This is a genomic window from Paenibacillus sp. JT31N17 (assembly GCF_056269255.1).
On record NZ_JBWDNP010000020.1, the window covers coordinates 49,701 to 64,665 of the forward strand.

Genomic DNA, 14,965 nt, shown 5'->3' on the forward strand with positions numbered 1-14,965 from the left:
TGTGCCCTCGCTTTGGCTCTGTCGCTTTTTCTTAATCATGTCACGATTCGACAAACCGCGCAACACGGGATGGATGATCCTTACAGTTGTGCCGGCCCCCGTGGATAGAAATTATCGTTAGTGATACTGGTATAAAAAAAGAGAGTTTCCCGGGTCTGCCGCTAAAGAAGTGCCCCTGCCTTAGATGGTTCCCAATTTATGCAGAATGCATTTTCGAATCGTTCTGAAAGTATCTGGTCGGGCAGATCGAGATCGTCGTTTGTTGGTTGAATTTAACCTCAAAAAAACCGCCCATGATATGGCGGTTAATTGAACTATCGTTGTAATGCCCTCAAGGATTCGTTTATCTGCGGCGCAGACGCTTGTCTTCTAGGGCCGGATTCATCAAGAAGGTATTGTCTGCTACGTTGAGATCGGTGCCGGGTGGAACAATTTCGTCGATCCGATCAAGGATATCCTCGTTCAGTACCGCGTCCGCGCCCGCCAAAAGATCCTCGAGCTGCTCTGGCGTCCGTGGGCCAATAAGAACGGATGTTATAGCCGGATGTGACAGGACAAACGCGATTGCCAGGTGTGCTAACGGCATTTCCGTCTCTGCAGCAAGTTGATTGAGCTGCCGGACAGCGGCCAATTTCACTTGATTTCCCGGTATCGAGAGGTCGAAGGCACGCGTTTGCAGCGATGCGCGGTTTCCCGTAGTTGGGTCCACCCGTCCTGACAACCAGCCGCTGCCCAGCGGCCCGTAGGACAGGACACCCATTCCATAGCGCTGCGTCGAGGGGAGCACAGCCGATTCATTCGTTCTATTGAAAATGGAGTACCTCGGCTGCTCCGTGAGGAAGCGGTGATGTCCGTGCTTATCTGCGGCCCATTGTGCCTCGACGATCTGCTCTGCCGGAAAAGTGGAAGAACCAATAGCGCGCACCTTGCCTGACCGAATTAGATCGGAGAGCGCTGAGAGAGTCTCACCGATGTCCGTATTCGGATCTGGACGATGCATCTGGTAGAGGTCGATGTAGTCAGTGCCGAGCCGCCGCAAACTATCCTCGACCGCGCGGATGATCCAACGCCGCGCCCCCCCGCTCTGGTTGGCATCCTGCCCCATCGGTAAGCCGAACTTCGTTGCCAGCACCACCTTATCGCGCTTTCCCTTGAGCGCCTTGCCGACAATCTCCTCGGACTCGCCCTTGGAGTATACGTCAGCTGTGTCAATAAAGTTGATACCGGCATCCATGGCCGTGTGGATCATGCGGACCGATTCGTCATGGTCGCTGTTACCCATTGCTCCGAGCATCATCGTTCCAAGAGCGAACTCGCTAACCGACATGCCGGTTGCCCCGAGAATTCTGTATTTCATATGTTTGGCCTCCTTTATTTGCGAACCTGGAATCTCTGTGATTGAAGATTCCTCCTTCCTTACAACTTGATTATGAGTCAGTTGATGTGCGGGAAGATAGCCAAATGATCGCAAATCATTGCCTAATCCTCTCAATCAGCTTTGTTACTCCTCCCAAGGGGGGTATAATGGCGATAAAAAAATAAGGAGGGAAAGTCATGCCGAATCCACCTGCTCACCAAGATCCCCTGGTTCCATATCTGACAGAGTTGGCCCAGCTTATCGAAAATAATACAGACAGGGACGGGGTTCACCCGACAGTGATCCCGTCGCTTTCCTTGATACGCAACTCGGTTACGACATTTCCTTCGTTCTCCGTCCATGAGCCGACCATCTGCTTCGTCGCCCAAGGCACCAAAGTAGTCATACTGGGGGGCGAGAGCTATACGTATGGTCCCTCCAGCTATTTGGTTGTATCCTTGGTTCTACCTGTTTCCGCACAAGTAATTCAGGCAACGCCGGAAGCTCCCTATTTATGCGTCCAGCTCAAATTTGACCCGAAAGATGTCCTTGAATTGATGAACGGTTCGGATCAGCAGGTCCCTGCCAAGGGAGATTCACAACGAGCTTTGTTTGTAGCCAAAACAAGTTCTTCCCTCTTGGATGCCGCTATCCGTCTGGTCCGGCTATTAGACAATCCGGAGGATGTACCGGTACTCTCGCCGCTCATTATACGAGAAATTTTATATCGGGTCTTACGCGGAGGGCAGGGAAGTGCGCTAAAGCAGATCGCCATGAGCGGCAGCAGCTCAAACCGGATTGCCAGCGTCGTGCAGCGGATCAAGCAGAACTACACCGCCCCTTTGCGTATCGAAGAGCTCGCCTCGATCGCCAACATGGCGCCTTCCTCTCTGCATCGGCATTTCAAAGAGGTCACCGCCATGAGCCCGCTGCAGTATCAGAAGCAATTACAGCTGCAGGAAGCACGCCGCCTTTTATTGTCCGAATCTGCAGACGCCGCGGACGTCTCCTTTCAAGTCGGCTACGAGAGCCCCTCCCAATTCAGCCGCGAGTATGCCCGCCTGTTCGGCCTCCCCCCGATCAGCGATATCAAGCGGCTGCGAGAGGAGTAGGATTTTATTACAGCAAGATTCGGAGGGGAAGCTATACGGATTAAGCAAGGATTAAGTCAAGAAGATCAAGCAGGTAAACGTCAAATAAGCCCCATCCGTAGTCAAATGGAAGCCACTGAATGATGCATATGGATTAAGGAAATTGAGGAGCAGGGCATATAGGGTTCCAGTGCGCTCGGAGCCCGGGAATCCGGAAGCTCTCGGAAATTGCCCGAACAGATACTTGAGGTACCGGAACGGATGCAGTCCGTTTTCCTTCGCCGTCTTGATATATCGGGTCCGACTGCCTGCGGAACAACTCCCGTCATGTCATCTTAAAGACGCATCCTGGGAAGATATTCGGCCAACCGGCCGCTTTGTACAAAATGCAATTCCCGGCAGCAGTTGCGCCCGACGCTGCGGCTGCCGGGATAGATAGAAGCGTAGCCTTGACAGTCGTAAATTTAGACAGGCAGCGGCCCAAAAACAAGCAGCGGTATTCCCTTTTCATCCCGCACATTAACCGCAGGGTTGGTGCCGCGGCCATGCCATAATTGGCAGGAATCCGGTGCAGGCCGCTCCAGCCGGAGGATGACCCGCTCTGCAGCTTCATCCAATTGCCCCTCCAGCGGCAGCCGCTCTTCACCGTTTGTCAGCTGGAAGGAAAAAACGCGTTCAACCTTCTGCAGCCGTCCATTGACTCCGCTAAACGTAATGGTCAGCTCCGTGCGCTGCTCATTCCAATCCGCCGACGCAAACCGTGGACCCGGTTCGGCCGGGCGCCGGCCATCAACGAGCCGAAGAGCCGCCCACGCCATACGGTGCCCAATATCCCGCAGGGAGGCGGCATCCGGATGAATAAAATCAGCCAGCGAAGCGTCGATGGTCGGAACAACCGCTGCGCGGCCCAGTACAGATTCAAGACGCACCTGATCGTCCTGTACCCGGTTCCATCCCTGCTCGAAGGACCAATTGGTCACAACAGATATCTGTGCGTAGATGAACGGCAGCTCCGGATCTCCCAGATCGCGTCTAAGGCTGGCCACCCATTCCGTCATCCGGTCGTAGTAAAACTCTGAATCCGCTTCAGTAGCGTCGCTCTCTCCCTGATACCAAAGGCATCCCCGCACCTTGCCTCCGGCCTCGCGAATGACCCGCAGCATAGCGCCATATAAGGAACGGCCGCCTTCGCCTGCGAGCGCGGCATCCCATTGGCTCATTGAGGTTCCGCCATGCGCTACCATGAGCAGCCCAACGGGAACGCCGGTGTGGCGCAGCATCATTTTGCCGAACGGCAGTCCAAGTCCGCTTCCATGCACTCTGTCTCTGCGGGCCATCCTGATATATTCTTTGCGCTTCTCTTCGGAAACATCCATTCCCTCAGGCAATGGCGTCCAATGTACAGGGTCGGGCGATTCCAGCAGCCAGCAAAGCGGCTCCACAGCCAGATCCCAACGGTCTCCCATATAGAAACAGCTGACACCCGGCTGAGGCTCCTCTACATGTATCAGTCTTCCGCAGCCTTCCATATTCGATTGCCCCGCCAATACCCACAGATCACCTACATAGACCGGTCCGACATCTCCTTCCGCGAGCAGTTCTCCTGTCTCGGGAGATACGATACGAACATAGATCTCATGCTCGCCTGCCGGCACCCTTTCCAGAGCAGCTGAGAATTCCGGCTGGCTGGCCGACCCCAGACTCCTCCATGGACCGGCAGATATCCGGCCTTCCACAAGTCCCTCCGCTCCCTGCGGCACCTTGACCGAGAAAGTAATATCCGCCTGGTCCCGATCGTCACGCTGGTATACCCGGTGGGCATTCGGTCCCGAAATTTCCAATTGAATGGCCATCTTCCAAGCTCTCCCCTTCCCCTGTTAAACCATTAGCTGTGTCAATATCTTATACTGTTAAAGTTCTATATTCCGCATGGTTTTTGTTAATCCTGCCGCTTTCCGCCAGCTGTGGCGGAAAACAAGAAGTAACGGCTGCAGCGGTCCAGAGCATCGAGAAGGTCCAGAGGAACCTTCGACACTTCAATATTTTAAACGATCCGTTGGCCTCAACTTGTGCGACTAACAAGGCAAGGCAACTTTAGACCCCTGCATGAAACAGGGAGTTTCTCGACAGCCTGAAGGGCTGAAGCCCTCCTTTAGCGGCAAACTCAGGTTCTTCATTTCGGAATATCAGTAAAGGTGAAACCAAATGTTAACCTCTCTAAAGATTAAAGAAACAGCCTGCGAAGGGCAGGGCCCTGTACATGATGGATTATATTCGGTAAAATTCAAACAAAGCTTATGTAGCGAAGGGAGGCTTTCTGCTAAGATGCTGAGGAAGGCGGATGGATTTGAGGCAGAGAAAATCATTGTCCTGCCCCCGTATATCCTGAAAGAGATGGTAGCCCATCCCTTGATCAGGCAGCTGTATATAACGGATATCGGCTACTTCCCGCGGGCGCGGCACCATTACCGGGACAGGCCCTCCGGCTGCAGCATGCATATTCTGATCTACTGCGCGGGCGGCGAAGGATGGATCCAAAGCGGGTCACACAAGGCGATGCGGGTCACCGAGCAGACGCTCACCGTCATCCCTGCCGATACGCCTCATTCCTATGGTGCAGATGAAAACAATCCATGGAGCATTTACTGGTTTCATCTGATGGGGGAGGATGCCGGGGCCTTCTTCTCCAGCTTCAGCATGGAAGCAGGGCCGCTGCGGCTTGGGCTAAGCCATTCCGTCAAGCTGCTGGATTTATTCGAGCAATGCTACGATATCCTGTCATCCAAGCCGTATTCCATGGACCATCAGGTCCATGTTTCCCAGACGGTCAGATATTATCTCAGCTTTGTCGGATTGATGAAGGCAGGGGCAGGCGAGGAAAAATCGGAGCGGTATATCGAGCAGGCCATTCAATATATGAAGGAGCAGCTGGAATCCAATTTGTCGCTCGAAGAATTGGTTGCCCATACCCGGATTTCCAAGCAGCATTTGAACCATTTATTCAAACAATCGACCGGCTTTGCGCCGATCGACTATTATTTGCGGATGAAGATTCAGCGTGCCGGACAGCTGCTCGACCTGACGGACAGAAGCATGAAGGATATAGGCCTGTCGCTTGGCTTCCAGGACCCCTACTACTTCTCCCGTCTGTTCAAAAAAATGATCGGTTTGTCGCCAACGGAATACCGGAACAAGCTAAAAGGCTAAGCGTTCAGTGCAGGGTATCGACGGCAAGTTCCCAGTTTATCGTGAATGATGCGCTCTCCCCTGGCTGGAGGGTGTGCGCAGGGCTGTGAATCTCGAGTTCATAATATGGATAGTCGCTGGCATTATACACTTCGACGACCGTGTTATGGGGGTAAACTTGCTCCGGCTCAACCGCATAGGTCTTGGTCAAAGTATATGTTTTGCCGTTCGCGGCCTGATGCCGTGCGGCTGCCCGCCCCCCATCCGTCATAAAGCCGAGCTTATACACCCGGTCATTGTCCATGACCATCCTCCAGCCATCCGTGCCATGAACGGCTGCCGCATTGTGTTCATCCAACAAGGGCAGCGGCTGCCTCGAACCGAGCAGCAACCCGTCCGGGATATCCACGATTCCGCTGCGATTCAGCATGGTCACCTGCCACAAGCCTTTGGTTACCGGAACCGTTCCGTGGTTGATCAGCTTCTGCTCGATGCCGATCGACGGCATGCCATTCACGCATGTGACAGTGCGGATAATTTGCAGCTGCGTCTCACGGCATATGGGGCTCGTCAGAACGATCCGGACGGCCTGTTCATTCCGCTGCACTTCCCAGCTGTACTCGCCGTGATCCAAATCCGCATACGGGACGCCAACCCAGTCGCTTTGGGGAGCAAGCCATGTTTTCTCTCCGCCATAAAGCAGCTGCGGGCTCCTCTTGCGCAGTTCACGCATTTCTTCCGCATTCTCAGCTTCATAGCGGGGGCGGTAACCCGCCAGACTCCCGTTCTGATAGAGCAGATTGACGCCATCCGAGCCAAATTCCATAATACGCCCGCCGATGCCGGGTACGATCGCCAAATCATAATGCTCCGTTTGAATGGAGATTGAAAGAAAACCCATGCTTTCCCTTTCCATCACAATAATCATGGAATGAACCGCCTCTCTGCAGATATAGCTGCTGCAATCATATAAGTGCCGCTGCATGCGCCGCGTGTTTTCCAGGTGTCCGTTCCATATGTATACGCTTCTCTAACATTTCGCTGTTCCGGCGCAGAAAACCTTCCGCAGTCCGGCGTTCTTCTGAGATCGGCGCGGGAGCGGCCCATTTCCTCTATAACAGGGAAAAACCGTACTGCAGCGGCCGGTACCCACCGTTTATGCGCTCCAACACGGAATAACCTTCTTCCAGATAACTTCCATCCCCCGCCAGCTCTCCATTTCCTCTATAACAGGGAAAAACCGTGCTGCAGCGGCCGGTACCCATCGTTTATGCGCTCCAGCACGGAATAACCTGCTTCCAGTATATAATTTTGTCTGCCTCTATACCTGGGCAGTCCATCAGCTCACACCAGGGGGAGACTGATGAAAGCGGCAGTGCCATTCCCAGCCCTAAACGTCAATCCATATGGTCTGGTCGGCTTGTCATGCAATACGCGAAGTGCGCATTGAGTGGCGCTTTGCGAAAGTGCCGAGCGCAGCAGCCATTACCGTCGGGCTGCACGCAGCTCCCAGCGCGGCGTTTCGCTTGTGACGGCGGTCGGTCGACCACATGCCGGCTCCAATAAGCTTACTCCCGCGCTTTCAGCGAGATCAGCACGCTGTCGAAATCGCCGCGCAGCGGAAGCGGAAGACCCGCATTCATCAAGGTGCTTCCGTGCAATTGCAGGACTTCATCGCCGATTCCCTCGATGTCGTAGATTTTATGCTCCGCAAGGCCATCCAGCTTCAGATCCGGAAGACGCCCGCCGAAATTCTGAGCATGCAGAAATGCAAAAACAATGCTTTCCGTCCGGTCGTCGTTCACATACTGTACAGCCGCTTGCGGGGACTTGCGTAATGAAGCCAGACGGTACTGCCTGCCTTTTTGAACGAGATGCCTGATCTCCTTGTACCGCTGGATATGACCGCCGGCCTCTTCCATTTCCTCCTCCGACCATTCCTTCAGATTGCCGCCGATGCCAAGCGAGCCTGTCATGGCGCTGTGGAACCGGAAGGAGAGCGGAAGCTTGCGGCCGTTCATGCCATTGGGCGAATCCGTTACCCAGCACATCATGACCTGCGGGCTGTAGACGTAGGAGAAGCCCTCCTGAATGCTCAGCCTGTCGAACGCATCGGTGTTATCGCTCGGCCATGCCTGATCGGCAAATCGCAGCATGCCAAAATCAATCCGGGCCCCGCCTCCGGCGCAGGTCTCAAATTCGACATGAGGGAATTTCTCACGCAGCTCCGCCCAGATCTCATACAGGCTTTGCACATGCCTGATCCAGATTTCCTTCTGCTGCCCGGCCGGGAAGCCGTGAAGTCCCGGCTCCGTAATGGTCCGGTTCATATCCCATTTGATGAAGGAGATCGGATGAGAGCTGAGCAGCTCCGTCATGAAACCGATAATGAACTGCTTCACCTCGGGCTTGGCTATATTCAGAAGCAGCTGGTTGCGAAGCTGTGAGCCGGTCCGTGTCGGAAAATGGTATACCCACTCCGGATGCTGCCGGTACAGCTCGCTGTCCGGATTGACGGACTCGGGCTCCACCCAGATGCCGAAATCCATTCCCAGCTCCTTGACCTTCTCAATCAAGGCGCCCAACCCTTCAGGAAACTTCTGCGGATTAACATACCAGTCGCCCAGACCCGCCCGGTCGCTGTCGCGTTTGCCGAACCAGCCGTCATCCACGACAAAGCGCTCGACGCCCATCTTCGCCGCTTTCTGCGCAAGCTCAATTTGCTCCTCCACATTCACATCGAAGGTCGTCGCTTCCCATGAGTTGTACAGCACCTTGCGTGTCGCGGCTCCAGGCAGGATATATTCCCGCTGATACCGGTGAAAGCTGCGGCTCATCTCCCCGAAGCCCGATGGCGTATACCCGCCAACGAACACCGGCGCTGTGAACGTCTCTCCAGGCTGAAGCAGCCATTCACTGTCAAAATCATTAATGCCGCCCGTCACCCTCACATGATTGAAGCTGCTCTTCTCCGCGACTATTTTCCAGTTGCCGCTCCAGCCGAGCGCGCCGAACCAGACATTGCCTGCCGTCTCTGTGGCAGTGCCGTCGTCGATAGCGAACCATGGATTGGCATGCGGGCCCGTGAAGCCCCTTCTGGATTCAATCGTTTTCTTGCCTTCGGAGAGAAAGGTGTCTCTGAGCTGATACTCGCCCGACCATCTTCCGGTAACATGGGTCATCCGGTATTGCGGCAAATAAGGAACCGCCCACGCGGCCGATTGCATATTTTCGATGACAATCTCCGTATCGCCGGCATTAACCGCTTCCGCATAGCGTTCGATCATATCCCATTCCGCTATTACCTTGTAATGGAGATGGACCAGCAAATCGTAATGAGCGTCCTTCAGGGTCAGGACCAGCTCCTCGACCCCATGATCGGTTACAATGCGATATCCCTCGTATACCATTTTCAGATCTCTGACGTGATCGGAGAACCGTACCTTCAGCGTCGGCTCGACATAACCGACACCGCCCCAGAAGCTGTATTCCTCGTACTCGCGTTCCACCTGAGCGTCAAACGAGCTGTGCGATCTGGAACGGAGACGGTAAGCGCATTCCTGCGCTGCAATCGTCTTTCCCCAATACAAATGCTGGAGGATTCCCTGCTCGTTGACCCCGAATACATAGGAGGTCTGCCGGGTTTGAATTTCAAATAAACCTTCATGAACGGATATCGGCAACACTTTCACCTCAATTTTGGATTATGATAGACATAGATTTGTCGTTTGGCTTGCTGACATTGTCCCACAAGTACACCATAGAATAGAGCGGCCTCCGGGGCAATTCACAATGTTCGGTTCAGGATGGATTATTCTCGGCTGAAGTCCCGGAATAAATAAAAGCAGAGCCGCCCGGGATCTGCCTGGGGCGGTTCTGCTTGTTGGACTCCTGCAGCATTAACCGATATTGGACTTCAACAGCTCGGCCAGTTCCTGCCGCTCCGGACCTTCCAATTTAATAATGTCATTCAGGACATGATAGAACCGCTCGCGGTCTGCGGTCTCCATAATCAAATTCAACATATGGACGATCACCTTTTTTTGCTCCGGATTCAAGCGGGCGAAGATTCGGGGTTCTACCCGGTAAAGCTCTTGAATGACATGCTTCAGCTCCTCTTGGCGCGCGCTGTCCTCCGGCGTGTCCTTGAAGGCGGGAAATGCGTCCGACGCGATCAGTTCGGAAATGATCAGATCGGAATGGCTTTTGAGGAACGGCTTGCGCTTTCCGCTGATCAAATGGTTGATTTGCTCCAGCAGATATTGGAAGGCCTCGCTCTTGCGGCTTAAACCAAATGCCATCTCCTGCTGCCCGTATTGTTCCTCGCTCATAAAGTCGAAGTCGTCAAACAGCTTGCTTTGGATGTAGACGCTGTGATAGAAGGAGTCCCCTTTATTGTTGAAGCTGGTGGGCTGCTTGTACTTCTCCCTCTTCCTGGAGTCCAGAAAATAGAGTCTGGAATATTCGTTGTTGATTCTCTCAGTCCAGCGGATATATTTGACGGCGAATTTGGTGTTGGTCGCGGGATGCGCAAGCTCGATATTCTCCTTCGCACCGATAATGCCGGAATAATCCAGGTATTCGCCCGTTTCCATGATGATACCGAACTTCTTGCCCGCATGGAGCTCAAGAAACCAGCCGAACTCCTTGCTCAGAAATTGTTTCAACTCCGTCAAATCGATTTCCTTGTGGATATGGTCGAATGTGACCGAGGTTCCTGTTTTTGCCTTGCCCTCTGCATTGCCGGTCAGTGTATAGGAATCCAGACTTTCAGATGCTATATGAATAGAGTAGGTCTGATTGACCGGACCTGCTTTATAAGTCGTATTCCATGTCGCCTGGGAGCAGAAGCTGTGGAAGGTCAATCGGCCGATTCCATTCTTGCCATGCATCGCAGAGCTCATCCGCACCCTGTTGTTCGGATCGATTTGTTTCTCGGATTCATAGAAAGGCGTGAATTTCCGTTCCAAAACGGTTCTGTCGATGCCCTCTCCGTTATCCGAAATGATCAATCTCTCCATACCGCCCAAAGCGTTCCATACGGCTTTAATTTCGACAATCGTCGCCCTCGCGTCAAATCCGTTCCAGACATATTCCGCGATCGCTTGTAAATAGTCAAATTTTTGCAGTGTTTTTTTGATGCCTCTGGATGTGATTCGAATTTTTACCACAGCTGTTCAACCCCCTTCTACTCAATAGTGTAACATAAACAGCCAGGAAATCTTGCTTAAATCAGGAGTCTCTGCCCCGATCTTTCACGAAAAAAATTTGCAAAAAGTGTCTATATAAGCTATACCAAGTATAGGTACTATTATTTTTATATATCGAGGAGGATGGTTCATGTCTGATCTGAATGTTTCAGCTGCTGCGTCCGGCACCTATGCCATTGGAGGCGATCTGCCGGTCAACCGTTTGGGGTATGGAGCGATGCAGATAACCGGCCCGGGAGTATGGGGAGATCCGAAGGATCCAGCCGAAGCCGTGCGCGTTCTTCAGCGCGCTGTGGAGCTCGGAGTGAATTTCATTGACACAGCCGACTCCTACGGTCCCTTCGTTTCCGAAATGCTCATCAAGAAAGCCCTTCATCCTTATGCGGACGGCGTAATCATTGCTACCAAGGCAGGCCTCACGCGGTCAGGCCCCGGCGATTGGCGTCCGGTAGGGCGTCCCGAATATTTGCGGCAGCAGGTTGAGCTGAGTCTGCGCCATCTGGGTCTTGAGCGGATCGACCTGTTTCAATTGCACCGCATTGACGCCAAGGTTCCATTAGCTGAACAAATCGGCGAGCTGGCCCTGCTGCAGCAGGAAGGCAAGATCCGCCACATCGGTCTGAGCGAAGTGAGTGTCGAGCAGATCAAGGCAGCAAGCGAGTTCGCCAAAATTGCTTCCGTGCAAAATCTGTACAACCTGGCCAAACGGGATTCCGAGGCTGTACTGGACTACGCAGAGGCAAACGACATTGCATTCATCCCCTGGTTTCCGCTGGCAACAGGCGCATTAACCAGAGAAGGCGGACCGCTCGACGCTATCGCCAAGCAGCATAATGCCCTTCCTTCCCAGCTGGCTCTGGCCTGGCTGCTGAAGCGCTCGCCTGTCATGCTGCCTATTCCGGGCACTTCGACAGTCGCGCACGTGGAGGAGAACATTGCGGCCGCTGCTATCACGCTGAGCGAAGAAGAGTTTAATACGTTATCGGACATTGTGAAGCCGTAACATTTTGCCCAGAGTATTTCATATTCTCCAAACGACCGGTATTCGCGGCTATCGCCCGCAAATACCGGTTTTATTGTCTTCACTGTGACTGCTTGCGAAAATCATAATGGGAGTTGAAGCATGAACAGGTTTCATCTTGACGATTAAGAGTATTCATTGTTATACGCATGAATAATTGGGGGGATTAATTAATTGTCTGTTTTCGGAAAACCCGTCAGGGATAGCTCCGACAGACTACAGACAGGAAAGCAAGCTTACTTTCCTTATTTAAACGAGGAAATGGGGATTCCATACATCAATATAAAAAGGATCGTTCCGACGAGGAATAGAATGTAAGCCAACAGCGGCTTGATATGATGTATGACCAGCATCGGAAATAGCGCGAAATCAAACAATATGGACTTCCAGAGGTTCCATCCGTGATAATACCGGATATTCTCCAGCCCATATTGAATGGCTTCCATTACCGTATATATAAACACCCAGAGAATAATGTACATCCCTTTGGCTATCACTTTTTTGTTGAATGGAAAGTTGGTCAGGTAAATCAGCACCATTGGCGGATATGCAAAAATGGTCAACAACAAATCATTAATCAAATGGCTGCCCAATTCAGAGCTGAGGTCCCACAACAGATAGCGATAGGTTAAAAGATGAACCAAGAAGCTTGATGCAACCATGAACAAAATGGTGGGTTGGTACTTTTTCCAATCCCTCCAATTGCTTTTGTAAAAAGCCACGATCCAAAGTACAAGAACGTACACGATTCGCATCATATATATCACCCAGTAATCAACATTCCCATACTGGTTTTTTTTTAGTCCGCATGAAGAAAAAGTCATCTGCAGGCGGTATGAAAAATTCGCTGCCAATGGCCAGACAGGTGTCAGCAGCAATAAGAGAAACAGCCCCTCGGTTTGGATTGCAGCCTGATTCCAAACTCCAAAAATACCCCGCGGCGGCGCGCGCCGCGGGGATCAGTGCTAACCCGCTGTAAGAAATCTGCGTTTATACAAGATCAGCCAGACCTGCGCGGCAATAAAGATGGACGAGTAAGCGCCGCTCACCAATCCGAATAGAAGCGCAAGCGAGAACAGGTGAATGCTCTCCCCGCCGAGCCATAACAAACCGGCAGCGGCGATGAACACGGTCAGGACCGTATACAGGGAACGCCTCATCGTCTGCCACAGGCTCCTGTTCACCAGCTCCTCCAGCTCGCGGGCCGATGTGAGCTTCGTCTGCTTCATATTCGTTCGGATCCGGTCGAAAATCACGATCGTATCATTGAGCGAATAGCCGACAATCGTCAGAACCGCCGCTATGAAGGTCAGGTCGATCTCAAGCCGGAGGGCGGAAAACAACGCGACCGGAATCAAAATATCATGGGCGAGCGCGATAATGCACGCAATGCCGAATAAGTAGTGAAAGCGAAGTCCCGTGTACAATACGATACCGGCTGAGGCTATCAATATGGCGTAGCTGGCCTTCTTCACCATCTCGGCGGCAATGACAGGATCGACCGTGGACTCCTGCTTGCTTACTTGAGCGCCGTACCTTTCCTGCAGCTTGTCCTCTACCGCGTTCAACTGACTGGCGGGAATCGGCTTGCTGAAGGTGGTTGTTGCGCCAAGGCCGTCCGTTCCGTATTTTACGACCGGCTTCATCGTGGCGGACGGGATTTCCTCGTGAATAACCGCTGCAATATCGCTTGTCTGGAAGGGGCTGCCTATATAGAGATCCAGCCTCGTCCCCGATTGAAAATCGACTCCAAGATTAAGCCCTCTGCCCAATATGGCAATCAGGCCAACAATAAGCACCACGCTCGAGAAGCCCAGGTACCAGTTTCTTCGCTTCACGAGATCAGGCAGCGGCTTCTTAACCGCTCTGCCTGCCGTCCGTTTCAGACGGACCCCAAACCACTCGGTGCGCTTAATCGCATTGTCCTTCAGGAGCAGCCACAGCAGGAGACGGGAACCGAATACATTTGTAACGAGACTCACCAGGATTGTCATCATGAGAACGATGGCAAACCCTTTGACCGCATTCGTGCCGATCATCATCAGAACCAACGCGGCGATAAAGGTGGTGGCGTGGGAATCCAGAATGGTGGCGAACGATGATTTCGCCCCGCTGCGGCTGGCCGAGCGGATACTTTTGCCCTCTCTTAGCTCTTCCTTGATCCTCTCGTACGTAATGATATTGGCATCGACAGCCATGCCGACGGCCAATATGAACCCGGCGATACCGGACAGCGTCATCGCCGCATTCATCCAATCAAGAAGCACGAGGCAGATAAAGGCAAACAGCAGAAGCGTAAGATTGGCAATGATACCTGCCAGGCGGTAGACGATCAGCATGAAGATGACGATGATCGCGGAAGCCGCATATCCCGCAACTAACGTTCGGTGCAGCGCTTCCTCCCCAAGACTTGCCGAAACGGAATTGACCTGCTTCTCAATAAGCTTGGCCGGCAGGGAACCAGCGTTCAGCAGATCCTTCAGCTCTGTCGCAGATTCCAGGTCCTCACTTGAAATCGAGGAGCTGCCGCCGCTGATTACCGCTTGCACAACCGCCGTGGAGACGGCTTTGTCATCCAATAGAATTGACAGCGGCTTGCCCAGGTTGTCCTTCGTTACGGACCTCAGCCTGGAAGGGTCGTTGAATTTCACATTGACCACGGGACGGTTCAGCTGGTCATGACCGATGCTTGCGCCATTCGGGGCCAAGTCGCTGCCATCCAGTACGATCCGGCCCTGGCCGTCCTTGAACGTCAGATAGGCCGGTTGGCCGATCAGCTCGCGCAGCTTCGTTTGGTCTGCGACCCCGGCTATTTTGGCCCGGATGCGGTCCGTACCTTCGATTGTGATTTCCGGCTCGGCAACCTTACTGATATTGATCCGCTTCTCTACCATGCGCTCGGTTGCCAGCAGCAATTCCTTCGTTACCTTCTGATGGGCGTCAAGAGGCTCGACCTGATACAGGATTTCGAAGCCGCCTTTCAAATCTAGACCCAGCTTGATATTTCCCGCCGCCTTGGGAGCTGCCCAGCCCATAAACGTCACCAAAAACAATACCGCCATAGCAAACGGTACAAACGATCTTCTATTTTTGCGCAAAT

10 protein-coding genes are annotated in these 14,965 nt (G+C 53.0%); 3 read left to right on the forward strand and 7 right to left on the reverse strand.

The genetic code is table 11. From position 1 onward, the window contains the following. Nucleotides 1-343 precede the first annotated feature (343 nt). Complete coding sequence (locus AC0YOB_RS34305; protein WP_475796599.1) at nucleotides 344-1,357, reverse strand: aldo/keto reductase; 1,014 nt, start codon at nucleotides 1,355-1,357, stop codon at nucleotides 344-346. A gap of 197 nt (nucleotides 1,358-1,554) precedes the next feature. Between AC0YOB_RS34305 and AC0YOB_RS34310 the strand changes: the two genes are divergently transcribed. Then, nucleotides 1,555-2,469 carry an AraC family transcriptional regulator gene (locus tag AC0YOB_RS34310; protein WP_475796600.1) on the forward strand — a complete coding sequence of 305 codons (915 nt, stop codon included), beginning with the start codon at nucleotides 1,555-1,557 and terminating at the stop codon, nucleotides 2,467-2,469. A 443-nt stretch (nucleotides 2,470-2,912) separates the two neighbouring features. Here the strand turns inward: AC0YOB_RS34310 and AC0YOB_RS34315 are convergent, their stop codons facing one another. Beyond that, complete coding sequence (locus AC0YOB_RS34315) at nucleotides 2,913-4,301, reverse strand: sialate O-acetylesterase (RefSeq protein ID WP_475796601.1); 1,389 nt, start codon at nucleotides 4,299-4,301, stop codon at nucleotides 2,913-2,915. Nucleotides 4,302-4,773: 472 nt separating this feature from the next. On the opposite strand from AC0YOB_RS34315, the gene AC0YOB_RS34320 reads away from it, so the two are divergent. Next, a complete protein-coding gene (locus AC0YOB_RS34320) occupies nucleotides 4,774-5,655 on the forward strand; it encodes a helix-turn-helix domain-containing protein (RefSeq protein WP_475786824.1) in 882 nt (293 codons plus the stop codon). A gap of 4 nt (nucleotides 5,656-5,659) precedes the next feature. Here AC0YOB_RS34320 and AC0YOB_RS34325 read toward each other — a convergent pair whose 3' ends face one another. The 3 genes from AC0YOB_RS34325 to AC0YOB_RS34335 all read right to left on the reverse strand — a co-directional run bounded on the left by AC0YOB_RS34325 (nucleotide 5,660) and on the right by AC0YOB_RS34335 (nucleotide 10,805). Beyond that, the gene (locus tag AC0YOB_RS34325; protein ID WP_475796602.1) at nucleotides 5,660-6,562 is read right to left on the reverse strand and encodes a DUF4380 domain-containing protein; all 903 of its coding nucleotides are present in this window, start codon (nucleotides 6,560-6,562) and stop codon (nucleotides 5,660-5,662) included. A 640-nt stretch (nucleotides 6,563-7,202) separates the two neighbouring features. Next, nucleotides 7,203-9,317: an alpha-galactosidase gene (locus AC0YOB_RS34330; protein ID WP_475796603.1), complete on the reverse strand. Its 2,115-nt coding sequence runs from the start codon at nucleotides 9,315-9,317 to the stop codon at nucleotides 7,203-7,205. Nucleotides 9,318-9,533: 216 nt separating this feature from the next. Continuing rightward, a complete protein-coding gene (locus tag AC0YOB_RS34335; protein WP_475796604.1) occupies nucleotides 9,534-10,805 on the reverse strand; it encodes an ATP-binding protein in 1,272 nt (423 codons plus the stop codon). Nucleotides 10,806-10,974: 169 nt separating this feature from the next. On the opposite strand from AC0YOB_RS34335, the gene AC0YOB_RS34340 reads away from it, so the two are divergent. After that, nucleotides 10,975-11,847 (forward strand): aldo/keto reductase, encoded by an 873-nt coding sequence (locus tag AC0YOB_RS34340; protein ID WP_475796605.1) that lies wholly within the window; start codon nucleotides 10,975-10,977, stop codon nucleotides 11,845-11,847. Nucleotides 11,848-12,110: 263 nt separating this feature from the next. On the opposite strand, the gene AC0YOB_RS34345 is transcribed toward AC0YOB_RS34340, so the two are convergent. After that, the gene (locus AC0YOB_RS34345; RefSeq protein ID WP_475796606.1) at nucleotides 12,111-12,623 is read right to left on the reverse strand and encodes a CBO0543 family protein; all 513 of its coding nucleotides are present in this window, start codon (nucleotides 12,621-12,623) and stop codon (nucleotides 12,111-12,113) included. A gap of 207 nt (nucleotides 12,624-12,830) precedes the next feature. Continuing rightward, on the reverse strand, nucleotides 12,831-14,963 hold the full coding sequence (secD, locus tag AC0YOB_RS34350; RefSeq protein WP_475796607.1) for a protein translocase subunit SecD: 2,133 nt from the start codon (nucleotides 14,961-14,963) through the stop codon (nucleotides 12,831-12,833). Nucleotides 14,964-14,965 lie beyond the last annotated feature (2 nt).

Bases quoted from the DNA above. Each gene is read 5' to 3' on its own strand.
- AC0YOB_RS34340 (WP_475796605.1), top strand. From the start codon at position 10,975: ATGTCTGATCTGAATGTTTCAGCTGCTGCGTCCGGCACCTATGCCATT.
- AC0YOB_RS34320 (WP_475786824.1), top strand. From the start codon at position 4,774: ATGCTGAGGAAGGCGGATGGATTTGAGGCAGAGAAAATCATTGTCCTG.
- AC0YOB_RS34345 (WP_475796606.1), bottom strand. From the start codon at position 12,623: ATGATGCGAATCGTGTACGTTCTTGTACTTTGGATCGTGGCTTTTTAC.
- AC0YOB_RS34325 (WP_475796602.1), bottom strand. From the start codon at position 6,562: ATGATTATTGTGATGGAAAGGGAAAGCATGGGTTTTCTTTCAATCTCC.
- AC0YOB_RS34315 (WP_475796601.1), bottom strand. From the start codon at position 4,301: ATGGCCATTCAATTGGAAATTTCGGGACCGAATGCCCACCGGGTATAC.
- AC0YOB_RS34310 (WP_475796600.1), top strand. From the start codon at position 1,555: ATGCCGAATCCACCTGCTCACCAAGATCCCCTGGTTCCATATCTGACA.
- AC0YOB_RS34305 (WP_475796599.1), bottom strand. From the start codon at position 1,357: ATGAAATACAGAATTCTCGGGGCAACCGGCATGTCGGTTAGCGAGTTC.